16 protein-coding genes are annotated in these 15,566 nt (G+C 72.0%); 11 read left to right on the top strand and 5 right to left on the bottom strand.

The genetic code is table 11. From position 1 onward, the window contains the following. Positions 1 to 11: 11 nt before the first annotated feature. The 4 genes from IEZ08_RS06720 (at position 12) to moaA (ending at position 5,348) form a co-directional block, all read left to right on the top strand. The gene (locus IEZ08_RS06720; RefSeq protein WP_229802957.1) at positions 12 to 1,280 is read left to right on the top strand and encodes a lipopolysaccharide biosynthesis protein; all 1,269 of its coding nucleotides are present in this window, start codon (positions 12 to 14) and stop codon (positions 1,278 to 1,280) included. After that, entirely contained in the window at positions 1,277 to 2,539 is a 1,263-nt protein-coding gene (locus tag IEZ08_RS06715; RefSeq protein WP_068924062.1) for a glycosyltransferase family 4 protein, read from the top strand. The genes IEZ08_RS06720 and IEZ08_RS06715 overlap by 4 nt, the downstream gene beginning before the upstream one ends. A 291-nt stretch (positions 2,540 to 2,830) precedes the next feature. Next, a complete protein-coding gene (locus IEZ08_RS06710) occupies positions 2,831 to 4,168 on the top strand; it encodes a lanthionine synthetase LanC family protein (protein ID WP_189241845.1) in 1,338 nt (445 codons plus the stop codon). A 190-nt stretch (positions 4,169 to 4,358) separates the two neighbouring features. Further along, entirely contained in the window at positions 4,359 to 5,348 is a 990-nt protein-coding gene (gene moaA, locus IEZ08_RS06705) for a GTP 3',8-cyclase MoaA (protein ID WP_068924060.1), read from the top strand. A 57-nt stretch (positions 5,349 to 5,405) separates the two neighbouring features. Here the strand turns inward: moaA and IEZ08_RS06700 are convergent, their stop codons facing one another. After that, a complete protein-coding gene (locus IEZ08_RS06700; protein ID WP_068924059.1) occupies positions 5,406 to 5,765 on the bottom strand; it encodes a helix-turn-helix transcriptional regulator in 360 nt (119 codons plus the stop codon). Between the two features lie 236 nt (positions 5,766 to 6,001). Here IEZ08_RS06700 and IEZ08_RS06695 point away from each other — a divergent pair, with 236 nt between their 5' ends. Genes IEZ08_RS06695 through IEZ08_RS06685 form a run of 3 tightly spaced genes read left to right on the top strand, consistent with a single transcriptional unit; the run spans position 6,002 to position 7,334 of the window. After that, positions 6,002 to 6,400 carry an STAS domain-containing protein gene (locus IEZ08_RS06695; protein WP_189241844.1) on the top strand — a complete coding sequence of 133 codons (399 nt, stop codon included), beginning with the start codon at positions 6,002 to 6,004 and terminating at the stop codon, positions 6,398 to 6,400. Between the two features lie 53 nt (positions 6,401 to 6,453). Further along, entirely contained in the window at positions 6,454 to 7,080 is a 627-nt protein-coding gene (gene mobA / locus IEZ08_RS06690; protein ID WP_068924057.1) for a molybdenum cofactor guanylyltransferase, read from the top strand. A 2-nt stretch (positions 7,081 to 7,082) separates the two neighbouring features. Then, positions 7,083 to 7,334, top strand: coding sequence for a DUF6457 domain-containing protein (locus tag IEZ08_RS06685; RefSeq protein ID WP_307815320.1), 252 nt, complete (start codon positions 7,083 to 7,085; stop codon positions 7,332 to 7,334). Positions 7,335 to 7,558: 224 nt separating this feature from the next. On the opposite strand, the gene IEZ08_RS06680 is transcribed toward IEZ08_RS06685, so the two are convergent. Continuing rightward, positions 7,559 to 7,870 carry a DUF3099 domain-containing protein gene (locus IEZ08_RS06680; RefSeq protein WP_068924055.1) on the bottom strand — a complete coding sequence of 104 codons (312 nt, stop codon included), beginning with the start codon at positions 7,868 to 7,870 and terminating at the stop codon, positions 7,559 to 7,561. A gap of 74 nt (positions 7,871 to 7,944) precedes the next feature. Here IEZ08_RS06680 and IEZ08_RS06675 point away from each other — a divergent pair, with 74 nt between their 5' ends. After that, positions 7,945 to 8,160 carry a dodecin gene (locus tag IEZ08_RS06675; protein WP_068924054.1) on the top strand — a complete coding sequence of 72 codons (216 nt, stop codon included), beginning with the start codon at positions 7,945 to 7,947 and terminating at the stop codon, positions 8,158 to 8,160. Positions 8,161 to 8,238: 78 nt separating this feature from the next. Next, the gene (locus IEZ08_RS06670) at positions 8,239 to 9,306 is read left to right on the top strand and encodes a linear amide C-N hydrolase (RefSeq protein WP_068924053.1); all 1,068 of its coding nucleotides are present in this window, start codon (positions 8,239 to 8,241) and stop codon (positions 9,304 to 9,306) included. A gap of 6 nt (positions 9,307 to 9,312) precedes the next feature. Here the strand turns inward: IEZ08_RS06670 and eat are convergent, their stop codons facing one another. From eat to IEZ08_RS06655, 3 genes are all read right to left on the bottom strand, one after another. Continuing rightward, on the bottom strand, positions 9,313 to 10,761 hold the full coding sequence (gene eat / locus IEZ08_RS06665) for an ethanolamine permease (protein WP_068928886.1): 1,449 nt from the start codon (positions 10,759 to 10,761) through the stop codon (positions 9,313 to 9,315). 237 nt (positions 10,762 to 10,998) lie between these two features. Further along, positions 10,999 to 12,366: a metallopeptidase TldD-related protein gene (locus IEZ08_RS06660; protein ID WP_068924052.1), complete on the bottom strand. Its 1,368-nt coding sequence runs from the start codon at positions 12,364 to 12,366 to the stop codon at positions 10,999 to 11,001. A gap of 71 nt (positions 12,367 to 12,437) precedes the next feature. Further along, complete coding sequence (locus tag IEZ08_RS06655) at positions 12,438 to 13,937, bottom strand: TldD/PmbA family protein (RefSeq protein ID WP_068924051.1); 1,500 nt, start codon at positions 13,935 to 13,937, stop codon at positions 12,438 to 12,440. A 77-nt stretch (positions 13,938 to 14,014) separates the two neighbouring features. Here IEZ08_RS06655 and IEZ08_RS06650 point away from each other — a divergent pair, with 77 nt between their 5' ends. After that, positions 14,015 to 14,719, top strand: coding sequence for a beta-ketoacyl-ACP reductase (locus tag IEZ08_RS06650; protein WP_068924050.1), 705 nt, complete (start codon positions 14,015 to 14,017; stop codon positions 14,717 to 14,719). A gap of 61 nt (positions 14,720 to 14,780) precedes the next feature. Beyond that, complete coding sequence (fabI, locus tag IEZ08_RS06645) at positions 14,781 to 15,545, top strand: enoyl-ACP reductase FabI (RefSeq protein ID WP_068924049.1); 765 nt, start codon at positions 14,781 to 14,783, stop codon at positions 15,543 to 15,545. The last annotated feature ends 21 nt before the right edge of the window (positions 15,546 to 15,566 follow it).

Genomic DNA, 15,566 nt, shown 5'->3' with positions numbered 1-15,566 from the left:
CGTCCTCCCGCGTGTCCCTCCGCCCCGGCGGGCGGCGCTGGGCCGTCGCGACCCCGATGGCCGTCAACGCGATCGCCAGCGGCGTCTCGGCCTCGACCACGCTGCTGGTGGCCTGGGGGGTCAGCGCCGCCGAGTTCGGGCGCTTCACCCTGGTCCTGTCGATCGCGCTGATCGTCACCGTCGGCATGGTGATGAGCCTGCACTTCGTCATGTACCAGGAGCTCCCGCGATCCCGGCCGGAGGAGCACCGGGCCCTGATCACGACGGCCCTGCTGTCCACCCTCGTGCTGGGCACGGCTCTGGCCCTGGCGGGGGTGCTGGCCGCCCCCCTGCTGACCGCGCTGCTCGGAGTGGACCCGCGCACCCTCTGCCTCGCGCTGGCCCTCGCCCTGTCGATGGCGGTGAACCACCTCACCGAGAGCTTCCTGCGAGGCCGGCGGAAGTACGGCCTCACCTCCGGACTCAAGATCGTCATCGCCTTCGTCTACCTGGGCGTCTCGGCCTACTGCCTGTTGGTGCTGGACATCAGGAACGTCGACGGGTACCTGCTGGCGCTGATCGGCACGAACCTGCTCTTCGCCCTCGTCTCCGCGGTCGGCTTCCGGATCGACCCGCGCTCCTGGTCGCGCTCGCTCGCCCGTTCGCTGTACCGGCACGGCGCCTACCTCACCGTCCTCGGCGGCCTCAGCGCCGTGATCTTCGGCGTGGATGTGATCTTCCTCAACCACTGGGCGAGCCAGACCGAGGTCGGCGTTTACTCGATCTACAACAACTTCCCCAAGCGGCTCCTGGGGGTGGTGTTCGCCGACGGCATCGGCCTGGTGCTGCTGCCCACGCTGGCCGTCACGGACACCTCCACGGCGCTGCGCCGCATCGGGCGGCTCTCCCCGGCCGTCTTCGCGGCGGCGGCCCTGCTGTCGCTGGCGGCGAGCGCGGTGTTCTTCCTCCTCCTCCGGGACGAGTATCCGTACTCGTTCGGCCTCATGGCCCTGGCGGCCCTGGGCATCGGCGTCCACACGGTCTTCAACCTCTACTCGGCGGCCCTGTCGATGGACGGGGTGCGGGGAGCCAGGGCGCTCATCGCCGCCCAGGCCGCCGCGACACCGCTCGTACTCGCCTGCCAGGCCGCCCTCATCGCCTGGCAGGGCCTGGTCGGCGGGCTGGTGGCGTTCATCCTGTGCAATCTCGTTCTCATCGCGGCCGTGGTCGTCGTCTCCGCCCGGGTGTACCGGCCGGGGGCCGAGGCGCCGAGCGTCCGCCGACCGGAGGTGCGGCGATGAAGATCGCTCACATCATCAACCAGTTCCCGCCGAACGTCACCGCCGGGCTGGGCCGCTACATCGCGGAGATCGCCCCCCGCATGGCCGAGGGGCACCGGCTGAGCGTCTTCACGCTCAACGACGGCCGCCTGCCGGCCGTCGAACGCGCCGGGGGCGTGACCGTCCACCGTCCCCGGGGACGGATATTCGCCGCGATCAGCCGCCGGCGGCGGCTCAACCGCACCCGCAGGCTCGACTTCGCCCTGCTCACGCTGAACGTCGTGACCAGCAACTGGCGGTACTTCCTGCGCCTGCTCTCCACCGGGCGCAAGGCACGGCCCGACCTGGTGGCGGTGCACGACTCGACCAACTTCCTCGCCGGGCTGCTCTGCCACCACCTGCTCCGGCTCCCCGTCGTCTTCCACGTGCACACCACCGAGTACGGGGTCAACCGCCGCCACGGCACCGCGGGGGCGAAGGGCCTGCTCGCCGCCGTCGAGCGGTGGCTGGCCCGGGTCGCCCGCCGGATCGTGGTCCCCACCCCGGAGGTGCGCGACCAGCTCGCCGCCGCCGGCTGGGACCGTTCGTCGATCGAGGTGGTCTGCCTGGGCGGCACGTTCGAGCGGCTGCTCGCCGCGGGCGGGCCGGACACACAGGCGCTGCGGGCGCGGGCCGGCGGTCTGCGCGCGCGGCTCGGCATCGGGCCCGGTGACACGGTTCTGCTGTTCGTCGGCAGGATCGAGAGGCAGAAGGGGATCTACCCGCTGCTGGCGGCCATGCCGCAGATCACCGCCGCGGTGCCCGGCCTGCGCCTGGTGATCGTCGGCGAGGGCGACGAGGACGGGGTGTGGCGGATCGTCACCGGGGCGGGGCTGGCCGGGCACGTCCGCACCTCCGGTGGATGGGTCGGAGGCGAGGAACTGCTGGAGTACTACGAGATGGCCGACGCCTGCGTCTTCCCCTCGCTCTTCGAACCGTTCGGACTGGTGGCGACCGAGGCGATGGCGATGGGGAAGCCGACGATCCTCGGTCACGGCTTCTCCCGGATCTTCCTGGGCGACCCGGCCCGCCCCGCGGCGCGCTTCGTCCGCGGAGACGATTCGGACGACATCGCCAGGGCCGTGATCGAGCTCATGGAGGATCCGGCGGCGCGGGAGTCGCTCGCCGCCGAGGGGGAACGGTTCGTCCGGAAACAGCTGAGCTGGGACCGGACCGTGGAGGAGACGCTCGCCGTCTACCGGGGCGTCCTGGACGAGGACCGTACGGGGACCCGCCGGTAGCGCCGGTGGGGCGCGGGGTGCGGTGATACGGGCGAGGGCCGCGGCGGTGTGGCGCGTCACCGTCTCATGCGGGACGCCACCGCCTCATGACTGGTGAGATGCCGTTGAGGGCGGACCTTGGGCCGGTCGGATGTCTATCGCCGGGGCCATGTCCGGTCGGGGCGTGTGCCGGGCATGCTCTGTTGTGAACCGCGCGGATTCCCGGGAGGCGCGCGGTGCGGAAGGATTCGGAGGAGGTGCCGGTTCCGCGAAAACCCTATTTTCCTACTAGATGTGTGGGATACTTCGGATATGGGCCTGGACTGGATCCACTCACCGGGTGAGTGCGCTGAGACGCCCCTGACCGCCGCCGTCGCCGCGGGCCGCTGGGTCCGCTCTGCGGCCGTCGACGACGAGCGCGGGCGGCACTGGCGCGCCAACCCCGACCCCCGCGGCGGGTCGGCGGTGACTCCGGAGCCCGCCTCGCTCTACGCCGGGGCGGCGGGCATCGTGCTGTTCTTCCTGGAACTCGCCGCGGCGACCGGCCATGAGGCGTACCTGGAGGACGCCCGCGCGGGGGCCCGCTACCTCGCCGCGACCTGGCGGGACCAGGCCGACCTGTCCCTGTACCACGGTCTGACCGGCACGGTCGTCGCGCTCGCCGAGGCGGGATGGGCGCTGGGGGAGGAGAGGTTCGAGGCGGAGGCGCTGGCCGCCGCCGACCGGATCGTCCGCTCCGCGCGCGCGGTGGGCGGCGGCCTCGGCTGGTCGGCGGATCCCGCGCAGCGCGGTGACGGCGGGATCGTGCTCGGGCTGCTGCGGGCCGCCGCCGCGTTCGGCGTGCCCGCCTACGAGCAGGTCGCGCTGGAGGCCGGTGAGCGCATCGCCGAGCTGGCCGTGCCCGGCCACCGTTTCGGCGACTGCCTCGACCTGCCCGCCGACGCGGTCACCCCGGGGTTCCTGCCCGGTACGGCGGGCACCGCCTTCCTGCTGGCCCGGCTGTACGGCGTCACCGGCGAACCGCACTTCCTGGCGGCCGCGCGCCGTGGGGCCGGATTCGTCCGGGGGGTCAGCGTCGTCACCGACCGGTGCGCGGTCGTCCCGCACCACGTCCCGCAGGCCAGGAGCCTGCACTACCTGGGGTTCTGCTCCGGCTCGGCCGGGGTGGCGCGGATGTTCTACGAGCTGTACCGGGTGGCCGGCGACCCGGGCGACCTGGACTGGGCCGAGCGGCTGGCGCACGGCATCGTGCGCAGCGGCGCCCCGCGGCGGCGCACGGCCGGGCTCTGGAACACGGCCTGCCAGTGCTGCGGTACCGCCGGGCTGCTGGAGCTGTTCGTCGGGCTGTGGGCGGCGACCGGGCGGGAGCCGTACCGGGAGTTCGCCCGCGCCCTCGCCGAGGACCTGATCGGCGGCGCGACCGACCCCGACGGCCGGGGGCTGCGCTGGTACCAGGCCTACCGGCGGCTCCGGCCGGGCGAGGTCTCGGCCGACACCGGTTACATGGTCGGCGCGGCCGGCATCGGCGCGGCGCTGCTGCACCTGGACACCGCCATGCAGCCGGACCGGGCGCGCCGGGTGATCCTGCTGCCGGACAACCCCTTCCCCGCCATCCCGGTGCCGGCCGCCGCGCTCAGCCGTCCGGAGTAGCCGCACCACGCCGCCGGTCCCGGCGCGGAGTGGTCCGGTGACGTCCCACGGCCCGGATTCGGACGATCCTCCGAGGAATCATCCGCCCGGAGCGGCTGTTGTCAGCGGATGGAACGTATGTTTGGGCAAGGCAGGGAGGCGGCTCTAGGCTGTCTCCCTGTTCGGCCGTGACGGATGGAGGCGACGCCCCGTGTTGCAGGACTCGTTCGGACGGGTGGCGACCGACCTCCGGGTGTCCCTCACCGACCGGTGCAATCTGCGCTGCTCGTACTGCATGCCTCCGGAGGGGCTCGACTGGCTGCCCAAGCCGGAGCTGCTGACCGCCGAGGAGATCGTCCGGCTGGTGACCATCGGGGTGGAGCGCCTGGGCATCACCGAGGTCCGCTACACCGGCGGCGAGCCGCTGCTCCGCCGCGAGCTCGTCGAGATCGTCGCCCGCACGGTCGCCCTCACGCCCGCGCCCCAGGTCTCGCTGACCACCAACGGCATCGGGCTGGCCCGGCTGGCCGCCCCGCTCGCCGAGGCCGGCCTGCACCGCGTCAACGTCTCGCTCGACACCCTCGACCGCGAGACGTTCGTCAAGCTCGCCCACCGCGACCGGCTGGCCGACGTCCTCGCCGGACTGGCCGCGGCCGAGGCCGCCGGGCTCCGGCCGGTCAAGGTCAACGCGGTGCTGATGCGCGGGATCAACGAGCACGAGGCCGCCGGGCTGCTCCGCTACTGCCTGGAGCGGGGATACGAGCTCCGCTTCATCGAGCAGATGCCCCTGGACGCGCAGCACGGCTGGCGCCGGGAGAACATGATCACAGCCGATGAGATCCTCGCGATGCTGAAGGAGTCCTTCGACCTCACCGAGGACGACCCGGTCGAGCGCGGCAGCGCCCCCGCCGAGCTGTTCCTCGTCGACGGCGGCCCGGCCCGGGTCGGCGTGATCGGCTCGGTCACCCGGCCGTTCTGCGGCGCGTGCGACCGGGTGCGCCTCACCGCCGACGGCCAGATCCGCAACTGCCTGTTCGCCACCGAGGAGTCCGACCTGCGGGCGGCGATGCGCTCGGGGGCCTCCGACGACGAGCTCGCCGAGCGCTGGACGGCGGCGGTGCGGACGAAGAAGGCCGGGCACGGCATCGACGACCCCTCGTTCCTGCAGCCGTCCCGTCCGATGTCCGCCATCGGAGGCTGATCCGGATCCCCGCGGTACGGCTCCGGCGGCACCGCGTGCGCCGCCGTACCGCCGGGATCACGCCCGTTCCGGCCGCTCCCGCTGGGCACGGCCCGGATCGGCCGACGTCGTGTCCTCCCGGTGGGTGAAGATGTCGAGCAGGCTCTCGATGCGCACCCCGGCCTCGGCCGGATGCCGGAACCGCCGGGTGGGGTCGACGCTGTAGCGGTTGCGCCGCCCCACGCGGGTGCGCGTGAGATAGCCGGCCTCCTCCAGGTCGGAGACGATCGCCTGGGCGGCCCGCTCGGTGATCCCGATTCCGGCGGCCACGTCGCGCAGCCGCACCTGCGGATCCCGGGCGACCATCAGCAGCACCCGGGCGTGATTGGTGAGGAACGTCCACCGGGCGGGAGACCGGCCGCTGTCGGAACTGCTCATGATCTCATCCCGAAGCCCACTGCTCGAAGGTTCATCCTGTGAGCGGGAACACATGTGATGTTCACGCTTTCAGAGATCTTTGGCGAACAGTATTTCAGGTAATGTGGTTCGGGGTTACGGTTGGGAGGGTGGTGGCTCGGTCACCACACCGAGGAAGTCAGAGGTGACGCATCCGCCATGACGACTGTCTTCCGCGCCGTGCCGTCGCCGGTTTTCCCGTCAGGATCCTACCGGGTGTGACACCGGTGGACGGAGAGACGGGGATCCCCGCCGGCAGGTTGCCCGGATCCGGCGGCACCAGGCCCGCGGAGCTGGTCCTCTACCAGGACCACCAGCTCCGGGTCGTCCGGTGCGACCAGTCCGCCGGCCGTATGCTGCAGGTCAGCGGACAGATCGACGCGGCCAACAGCGCCGCGCTGGCCCGGATCCTGGCCGGCGCGGACGGAGACGGCGCCGTCGTCGACATCGGCCGGGTGACCTTCGTCGACGTCTCCGGGCTGCGCGCCCTGGTGACCTCCAGGGAGTCGTCGCCGTGCTGGACGCACCTGCGCAACACACCCCCCTACGTGCAGCGCCTGCTGACGGTGCTGGGCTGGTCCCGCACCCCCGAGGAGACGTTCGCAGGGCCGCTGTAGCCGCTGTAGCCGCCGTACGGCCCCGGCGTGCGGCGTCGGTTAGCCTCGGGACCATGAACGGCTACGACGCGCTGGTCCTCGCCGGCGGGCGGGCCTCCCGGCTCGGCGGGAGGGACAAACCCGGCATGGTGGTCGGTGGGATACCGATGATCGAGCGGGTCGCGACGGCCGTGGCCGACGCGTCCCGGCTCATCGTGGTGGGGCCGCCACGCCCCGGTCTCGGCCGGGCGATCTTCCGGCGGGAGGACCCGCCGGGCGGCGGGCCGGTCCCGGCGCTCCGGGCGGGGCTGACGGAGGTGACCGCCCCGTGGGTGGCGCTGCTCGCCGCCGACCTGCCACTCCTGACGGGTGAGCACGTCTCGGCGCTGTTCGGCGCGGCGGGAGCGGGTGACGGCACGAGCGGCGGTGCGGACCGTTCGGAGGACGGCGCGGCCGGAGCGCTCGGGCCGGGACATCACGGGCCGGGCGGCGCGGTGCTCGTGGACGACGAGGGGCGGCGGCAGTGGCTGGCCGGAGTCTGGCGTACGGCGGTGCTCGCCGAGGCGCTCGCCGCCTACGAGGGGCGGTCGCTGCGCGGTCTCCTCGCCCCGCTGGAGCCGGTCCAGGTCCGCCTCGCCGGGGAACCGTGGTTCGATTGCGACACGCTGGATGATCTGGAGCATGTGAGGAGCGGGAGTTGAACGTGCTGGCGGAGTGGACCGCGCTGGTCTGCGCGGAACTGGGCGTCGATCCGGAGAGGGTCGACCGGGACGTGCTGCTCGACCTGACGAAGGAGGTCGCGCACGGCGTGGCCCGTCCGGCCGCGCCGCTGACGGCCTACCTGCTGGGTCTGGCCCAGGGGGCGGGGACGGCGCCGCCCGACGCGGTGGAGCGGCTGGTCAGGATGGCCGGCGACTGGGAGCGGGCGAGCGTCGAGACGATGGGCGAGGCGTAACGGGAGTAAGGGCTTTGGCGCTGAGGGGAAAGCCGGGAAGGGGCCGGGTGAGAGGAAGGCCCGGGAAAAGGGCGACGCCGGGTGGTTACGGGGGCAAACCACCCGGCGCCGCGTCATCGGCGTTCCGACGGGGGCCCGGAACGCCGGCACCAGTGCCCCGACGGGGGACCAGGGCACTTGGCTAAAGCGTACACCTCCTCCCCCTGAAATGCGTCAAGACTTAGTCACGACCCGATCTCGCGTCGGTGCCGTGGGATCTCGTTCTGCCCCGGTTCGGCCATGTCCGAGCCGGCCGGAGGGGTGGGTCTCGGGGCGTTGGCCCCGATCACGGCAACGTACGGCAAAAAGATGGCACCGGCGAAGAGAAGGATCTTCACGGGCATGGGAGCGGGCACGGTGAAGGCGAGGACCAGGCAGATCAGCCTGATCCCCATCTTGATCAGGTAGTTCCTCTCCCGCCGCCCGATGTCCTCGCTCAGCGAGGGCCGGGCGTCGGTGACCTGATGGACCTGCGGGCTCCTGTGCCATCCCTTCACTCTTCCCACCGTAGACCTCGGATCGACCGGGTGCGAACGGTCATATGATCATGGCTTTCGGGTAAGGGAGGGAGGTGACGGATCGAACGTATCGGGTGACAGAGATTGTCGGCACGTCGGGGGAAGGCCTGGAGGCGGCCATCCGCAACGGCATCCGGCGTGCCTCCCAGACCCTGCGCCATCTCGACTGGTTCGAGGTGACGGAGGTCCGCGGCCACATCGTCGACGGCGAGGTGGCCCACTTCCAGGTCGGACTGAAGGTCGGCTTCCGTTTGGAGGACGATTCCTGACCCGGACCGGCGCGCCGCCCGGCCGGCAGAAGATCTTCGGTCTGTACGGCGCGCCGCCCGGCGGGCAGACTGGGCCGCATGGGCGGTTCTCAGCGGAAGACGTGGGTCGTACCCGTGGCGGTGGCCGTACTGCTGGCCGGCGGCTGCTCCGCGCCCGGTGCGCGTGACGCCGCGCCCGCGCGGACCGCACCGGCCGGGAATCCCTCCGCGAGTCCTTCCGCACCGGACCGGCCGCCCCTCACGCAGAGCGCCGCCGACATCCGGCGGACGATCGGGAGCATGCGCCGCCTGGACGACCTCCCGCTGTACGAGATGACCTTCCACGGGTCCTACGATCCGGAGGCGCCGCTCACCGACGAGGCGCTCACCTCCCGGGTCGACGAGTGGGCGTGCTCGCTGTTCTTCCTGCCCGCGACCCGGCCGGGAGACCGGCCGCTGTTCGGCCGGAACTTCGACTGGGGCCCCCACCCGGCGATGGTGGTGCACGCCGACCCGCCCGGCGGCTACGCCTCGGTCTCCATGACGGACCTGTTCTACGTGCTCGACAGCGCGGCCCCGCCCGACCCCGCCGACCCGGCCACCCGCCGCCGGATGGCCCACGCCGTGCTCCTGCCCTTCGACGGGGTCAACGAGAAGGGGCTGGCCGTCGGCATGGCCCAGATGCCCGACGTCGGGGTCCCGCCGGCCGCGGCCGACCGGCCGGACGTCGGGAGCGTGCGGATCATCCGGCTGATGCTCGACCGGGCCGCCACCGTGGACGAGGCGGTGGCGGTCATGCGCCGCTACGACGTCCAGTTCGCCCCCGACCCCCAGCTCCACTACCTGATCGCCGACGCCACCGGGAGATCGGCCGTCGTCGAGTACACCGAGGACGGGATGAAGGTCATCGAGGACCGCGTGTTGACCAACTTCGCCATGAGCGGGACCGGGAAGGCGGAGCGCGCGGACGACGCCCGCTACCGCGCGCTCGACGAGGGGCTTCCCGGCGCGCGGACCTGGCGGGACGGGATGGACCTGCTCCGGCGGGTGGCCCAGGGGCACACCCGCTGGTCGGTCGTCTACGACATGACCGACGGCACCGCCCGGGTGGCGACGGGCAAACGCTGGGAGCGGGTGCACACCGTCCCGCTCGCCGGGAGCGGGTGAGGCCGGTCAGGAGAGCTCCGACTCCGCCCGGGTGATCGCCTCGAACTCCTCCTCCGGCGCGTCGGCCACCAGGCGGTGGCGGCTGTAGAACCAGAAGTAGGCCAGCGCCACGACGAAGACCCCGGCGGTGATGAGCGCCGCGGTCACGTCCACCAGGAAGGTCGCCACCACCGCCGCGAGCGCGAGCACCAGCGCCACACCGGTGGTCACGACGCCGCCGGGGGTCCGGTAGGGCCGCTCCATGTCCGGCTCGCGCCGGCGCAGGACGATGTGCGAGACCATCATCAGCACGTACGAGACGGTCGCGCCGAACACCGCGATCTGGATCATCAGGTCGCCGGCCTGGGTGAACGCGGCGAGTAGGAAGCCGACGGTGCCGGGCACGATCAGCGCGAGGTGCGGCGTGTGCCGGCGGTTGGTCACCGAGAGCCAGCGGGGCAGGTAGCCGGCCCGGGAGAGGGCGAACAACTGCCGGGAGTAGGCGTAGATGATGGAGAAGAAGCTCGCGATCAGGCCGGCCAGGCCGACGTAGTTGACGAAGTCGGCCAGGAAGGTGTCGCCGCCGTAGGCCAGCCGGAGCGACTCGGGCAGCGGGTTGTCCGATTCCATGATCGCCCGTGAGCCCGCCCCGCCCGGAGCGGTGAGCAGGATCAGCGTGGCGGTGACCAGCAGGACCATCATGCCGGCGATGATCCCCTTGGGCAGGTCCTTCCTCGGGTCCCGCGCCTCCTCCGCGGCGAGCGGCACGCCCTCGATGGCCAGGAAGAACCAGATCGCGTAGACCAGCGCGCTCCAGACCCCGAAGATCCCGAAGGGCAGGAAGGAACTGGCGCCGAACGCGTCGGTGGCCGGGATGTCGAGGAGCCTGCCCGCGTCGAACTGCGGGATCATCCCGACGATGAAGGCGACCAGGGCCACCATCGCGATACCGGTGATCACGAACATCACCCGGAGCGCCTCGCCGACGCCCCACAGGTGCAGGCCGACGAAGACGGCGTAGGCGACGAGGAACACCGGCCACCCGCCGGTGAGCCCGAACAGGCCCAGCGCCTCCACGTAACCGCCGATGAAGACGGCGATCGCGGCCGGGGCGACGGCGTACTCGATCAGGATCGCCATGCCGGTGGCGAAGCCGCCCAGCGGGCCCAGGGCGCGCCGGGCGAAGCCGTACCCCGCCCCGGCGACCGGGATGCCGGAGGACATCTCGGCGAGCCCGAACACCATGCAGGTGTACATGATCGCCATCAGGGCCGTGGCGATGAGCAGCCCTCCCCAGCCGCCCTCGGCGAGGCCGAAGTTCCAGCCCGCGAAGTCTCCGGAGATGACGTAGGCGACGCCGAGGCCGGCGAGCAGGACCCATCCGGCCGCGCCCCGCCGGAGCTGCCTCTTGGCCAGATAGTCGGTGGACACCCGCTCGTAGTCGGCTCCGCGGACATGCCGTCTGTTCTCGGCCACGTTGTCACCTCCGGGCGTGGGCCGGCCAATGGTCTGCGGCCGGACCATAAATACTTGATCGTGATGGTTCGCCCCGCCCACGGCTCCGTCAACCCCGCCGGTGTGACGATCCGGTAACCGGCCGCTCACCGCCGTCCCGCGGGGGACGGCCCCGCACGCGAACGGCCCGCGCCTTCCCGGCGCGGGCCGCTCCCGTACGGCGGTCCCGTACGGGAGCCGTCCCCGTACGGCGGGCCGTCAGCTCGCCTGGCTGACCGTCGACATGTTGAAGTCCGGCACCCGCAGGGCGGGCATGACCGTGCGGGTGAAGTAGTCGTTCCACTCGCGGGGCAGGGTCTGCTCGCTCGCGCCGACCTCGGCGATGCGGCCGAGCAGGTCCACCGGGCTCTCGTTGAAGCGGAAGTTGTTGACCTCCCCGACCACCTCGCCGTTCTCCACCAGGTAGACGCCGTCCCTGGTCAGGCCGGTCAGCAGCAGGGTCTGCGGGTCGACCTCGCGGATGTACCACAGGCAGGTGAGCAGCAGGCCCCGCTCGGTGGAGGCGATCATCTCCTCCAGCGACCTGCCGCCGGCCGGCCCCTCCAGGATCAGGTTGTCGATCGGCGGGGTCACGGGCATCGCCGTCAGCTCGGCCGAGTGCCGGGTCTGGAGCAGACGCGCCAGCGTGCCGTCGGCGATCCAGTCGGTGGACGACAGCGGCATGCCGTTGTCGAACACCGAGCTCTGCCGGCTGGAGGCGTGCGCGACCACGAACGGCGTCGTCTCGATGCCGGGGCGGGCCGGGTCGCTGTAGAGCCGGAGCGGGACGGGGGAGAGGGTCTCCCCGACGCGGGTGCCGCCGCCGGGCTTGGAGAAGACCGTACGGCCGTCCAGGGCGTCCCGGGCGCCGGACGTCCAGTACATGTAGATCATCAGGTCGGCCACCGCGGACGGCGGGAGCAGCGTCTCGTAGCGGCCCGCGGGCAGGTCGATCCGGTTCTTGGCCCACTCCAGCCGCCGGGCCAGCGAGGCGTCCAGCGCCGTCACGTCCACGTCCGTGAAGTCGCGCGTGGCCACGCCGGTCCACGCCGAGCGCTTCATGTCGGGGGACTTGGCGTTGAGCTCCAGACGCCCGGTGGGCTGGGTGTGCCGGAGCCGCGCCCCGGCGGAGGTGCCCACGAAGGTCGTGGTGACGATGTGCTCGGCGAAGCCGTACAGCTTGCGCCCGCCCGCCTCGGCGGCGGCGAAGGCCTCGCCCAGAGCGGGGGCGAAGGAGCCGAAGACGCCGATCGTGGTGGGCTCGGCCGGGGTGTCCCAGTCGGCCGAGACCGCCCCGTCGACCAGCGGGCGGGCGTCCTCGGACGGCTGCGCGTCCTCGGCGGCGCGGTCGGCCGCGGCCACGACGTCGGCCAGCTGGTCGGGGCGGACCGCGGCCCGCGAGACCACGCCCACGCTCCGGCCGGCGATCGAGATCACGGTCAGCTGGGACGACCGGGCGACACCGTTGGTGGTGAGGGTGTTGCCCGCGAAACGCAGGTTCGCGCTGGACGTCTCGTCCACGATGACGATGGTGTCGTCGGCCGTCGAGAGCGCCAGCGCCTTCTCGACCATCTCCTGAGGACTCATTGCACTCCCCGTCCGGTGGCTCGTCGCGGCGCCCGCCGCGGTGCCGTGCTCATCGGTTCGCTCGCCGCCCATCACTTCCCACCCTCCTGAACGGTGTTGAGGACGCGGACGCCGCGGAAGAGCGCCGACGGGCAGCCGTGACTGACCGGCGCGACCTGGCCCGGCTGGCCCTTGCCGCAGTTGAACGCGCCGCCCAGAACGTAGGTCTGGGGGCCGCCGACGGCCTCCATCGAACGCCAGAAGTCGGTCGTGGTCGCCTGGTAGGCGACGTCGCGCAGCTGCCCGGCCAGCCGGCCGTTCTCGATGCGGTAGAACCGCTGCCCGGTGAACTGGAAGTTGTAGCGCTGCATGTCGATGGACCAGCTCTTGTCGCCCACGATGTAGACGCCGCGCTCGACCCGGGAGACGAGCTCCTCGGTCGAGGGACCGTCCGGCGCGGGCTGGAGCGAGACGTTGGCCATGCGCTGGATCGGCATGTGCCCGGGGGAGTCGGCGAAGGCGCAGCCGTTGGACGCCCCCAGGCCCTTCATCAGGGCCATGCGCCGGTCGAGCTGGTAGCCGGTCAGGATGCCGCCGGAGACGATGTCGAACTGCCGGGTGGCCACGCCCTCGTCGTCGTATCCGATGGTGGACAGGCCGTGCTCGACCGTGCGGTCGCCGGTCACGTTCATCACCGGCGAGCCGTACACCAGCTCGCCCAGCTGGTCGAAGGTGGCGAAGCTGGTCCCGGCGTAGGCGGCCTCGTAGCCGAGGGCGCGGTCCAGCTCCGTGGCGTGCCCGATCGACTCGTGGATCGTCAGCCAGAGGTTGGACGGGTCGATGACCAGGTCGTAGACGCCCGCCTCGACGGAGGGGGCCTTGAGCTTCTCGGCTAGCAGCTCGGGGAGGGCGGCGAGCTCGGCGGGGAAGTCCCAGCCGGTGCCGGTGAGGTACTCGTACCCCCGGCCGACCGGCGGGGCGATCGTGCGCATCGAGTCGTAGAGCCCGCCCTCGACCCGCATGGCCTCCAGCTCCGGGTGCAGGCGCACCCGCTGCTGGGTGGTCGAGGTGCCGGCCGTGTCGGCGTAGAACTTCTGCTCCTTGACCTGCATCAGCGAGGCCTGGACGTGGTCGACCCGCGGGTCCTTCAGCAGGCCCGCCGACCACTCGGCCAGCAGCGCGACCTTGTCGGGCAGCGGCACGTCGAACGGGTCGACCTCGTAGGACGACACCCAGGTGACGTCGGAGTGGACCGGCTCGGGCGCCAGTTCGATGGGCTCGCGGTTGACCGCCGCCGAGACGACGGCGACCTCCACCGCCTGCTCGGCCACCCGGACCGCGGCCTCGGGGGTGAGCTCGATCCCCGCGGCGAAGCCCCAGGTCCCGTTCTTGACGACCCGTACGGCGTAGCCGAGGTCGTCGGCGTCGATGGAGCCCTCCAGTTTGGCGTCCGACAGACGCAGGGTCTCCGCGCGGATGCGTTCGAGCCGGAAGTCGGCATGCTCGGCACCGAGGTCACGGGCACGCTGCAGGGCCGCGTCCGCCATCCGCCTCATGGGCAGGGCGAGGAAGTCGGAATCGATCTGGCGCATGTCAACGATCCTAACCCTGTGATCTTGTCCCTCACGGACAAGACGTGTACCGCCGGGTAGCCGATAGCGTCGGCTCCATGTCCCGTTCTGTTCTCGTAACCGGCGGCAATCGCGGCATCGGCCTCGCGATCGCCCGCGAACTCGCCCAGGCCGGTGACGCCGTCGCCGTGACCTACCGCTCCGGAGAGCCCCCCGCGGGGCTGTTCGGCGTGCGCTGCGATGTGACCAGCACGGCCGACGTCGACGCCGCGTTCGAGAAGGTCGAGGCCGAGCACGGCCCGGTCGAGGTGCTCGTGGCCAACGCCGGCATCACCAAGGACACGCTGCTGCCGATGATGAAGGAGGAGACCTTCACCGACGTCATCGACGCCAACCTGACCGGCGCCTACCGGGTGGCCAAGCGCGCCACCCGCGGCATGCTGCGGCTCAAGCGCGGCCGGATCGTGCTCATCTCCTCGGTGGTGGCGATGCTCGGCTCGGCCGGGCAGACCAACTACGCCGCCTCCAAGGCCGGGATGATCGGCTTCGCCCGCTCGGCCGCCCGGGAGCTGGGCTCGCGCGGCATCACCGTCAACGTCGTCGCCCCCGGTTTCGTGGAGACCGACATGACGGCCGCGCTGGACGAGGCCTACCAGGAGCAGATCCGCAAGAACATCCCGCTGGGACGGCAGGCCACCCCCGAGGAGATCGCGAAGGTGGTCGCGTTCGTGGCGGGCCCGGACGCCGCCTACATCACCGGCGCCGTGATCCCCGTGGACGGCGGCCTGGGCATGGGCCACTGACCGCACGCAAGCACCGCATCGGGGAGGCGATTGCCCCGGTGGACACACTCCAGGGAGAACGATGGGAATTCTCGAAGGCAAGCGACTCCTGGTCACCGGTGTCCTGACCGACGCCTCGATCGCCTTCTCGGTGGCCAAGCTGGCCCAGGAGGAGGGCGCCACGGTCGTGCTGACCGGCTACGGCCGGCTCAGCCTGGTCGAGCGCATCGCCAGGCGGCTCCCCGAGCCGCCCCCGGTGATCGAGCTGGACGTGCAGGACACCGCCCACCTGGACTCGCTGGCCGACCGGGTCGGCGAGCACCTGGACGGCCTCGACGGCGTGGTGCACTCCATCGGCTTCGCCCCGCAGAGCTGCCTCGGCGGCAACTTCCTGAACACCCCGTGGGAGGACGTCGCCACCGCGCTGCACGTCTCGACCTACTCGTTCAAGTCGCTGGCCGTCGCCTGCCTGCCCCTGATGAAGGAGGGCGGCGCGATCGTCGGCCTCGACTTCGACGCGACCAAGGCCTGGCCGGTCTACGACTGGATGGGCGTGGCCAAGGCGGGCCTGGAGTCCTGCGCCCGCTACCTCGCCCGCGACCTCGGCAAGCACGGCATCCGGGTGAACCTGGTGGCGGCCGGGCCGCTGCGCACGATGGCGGCCAAGAGCATCCCCGGCTTCCAGGAGTTCGAGGACAGCTGGCCGGAGAAGGCGCCGCTCGGCTGGGACCTGGCCGACACCGTGCCGGCGGCCAAGGCGTGCCTCGCCCTGATGTCGGACTGGTTCCCGGCCACGACCGGGGAGATCGTGCACGTCGACGGCGGCGTGCACGCCATCGGCGCCTGACCCCGGGGCGGCCCGGGTGCT

The sequence above is a fragment of the Planobispora rosea genome (genome assembly GCF_014648175.1).
Classification (GTDB): Bacteria; Actinomycetota; Actinomycetes; order Streptosporangiales; family Streptosporangiaceae; genus Planobispora; species Planobispora rosea.
This window is presented reverse-complemented; position numbering and strand designations above follow the sequence as displayed.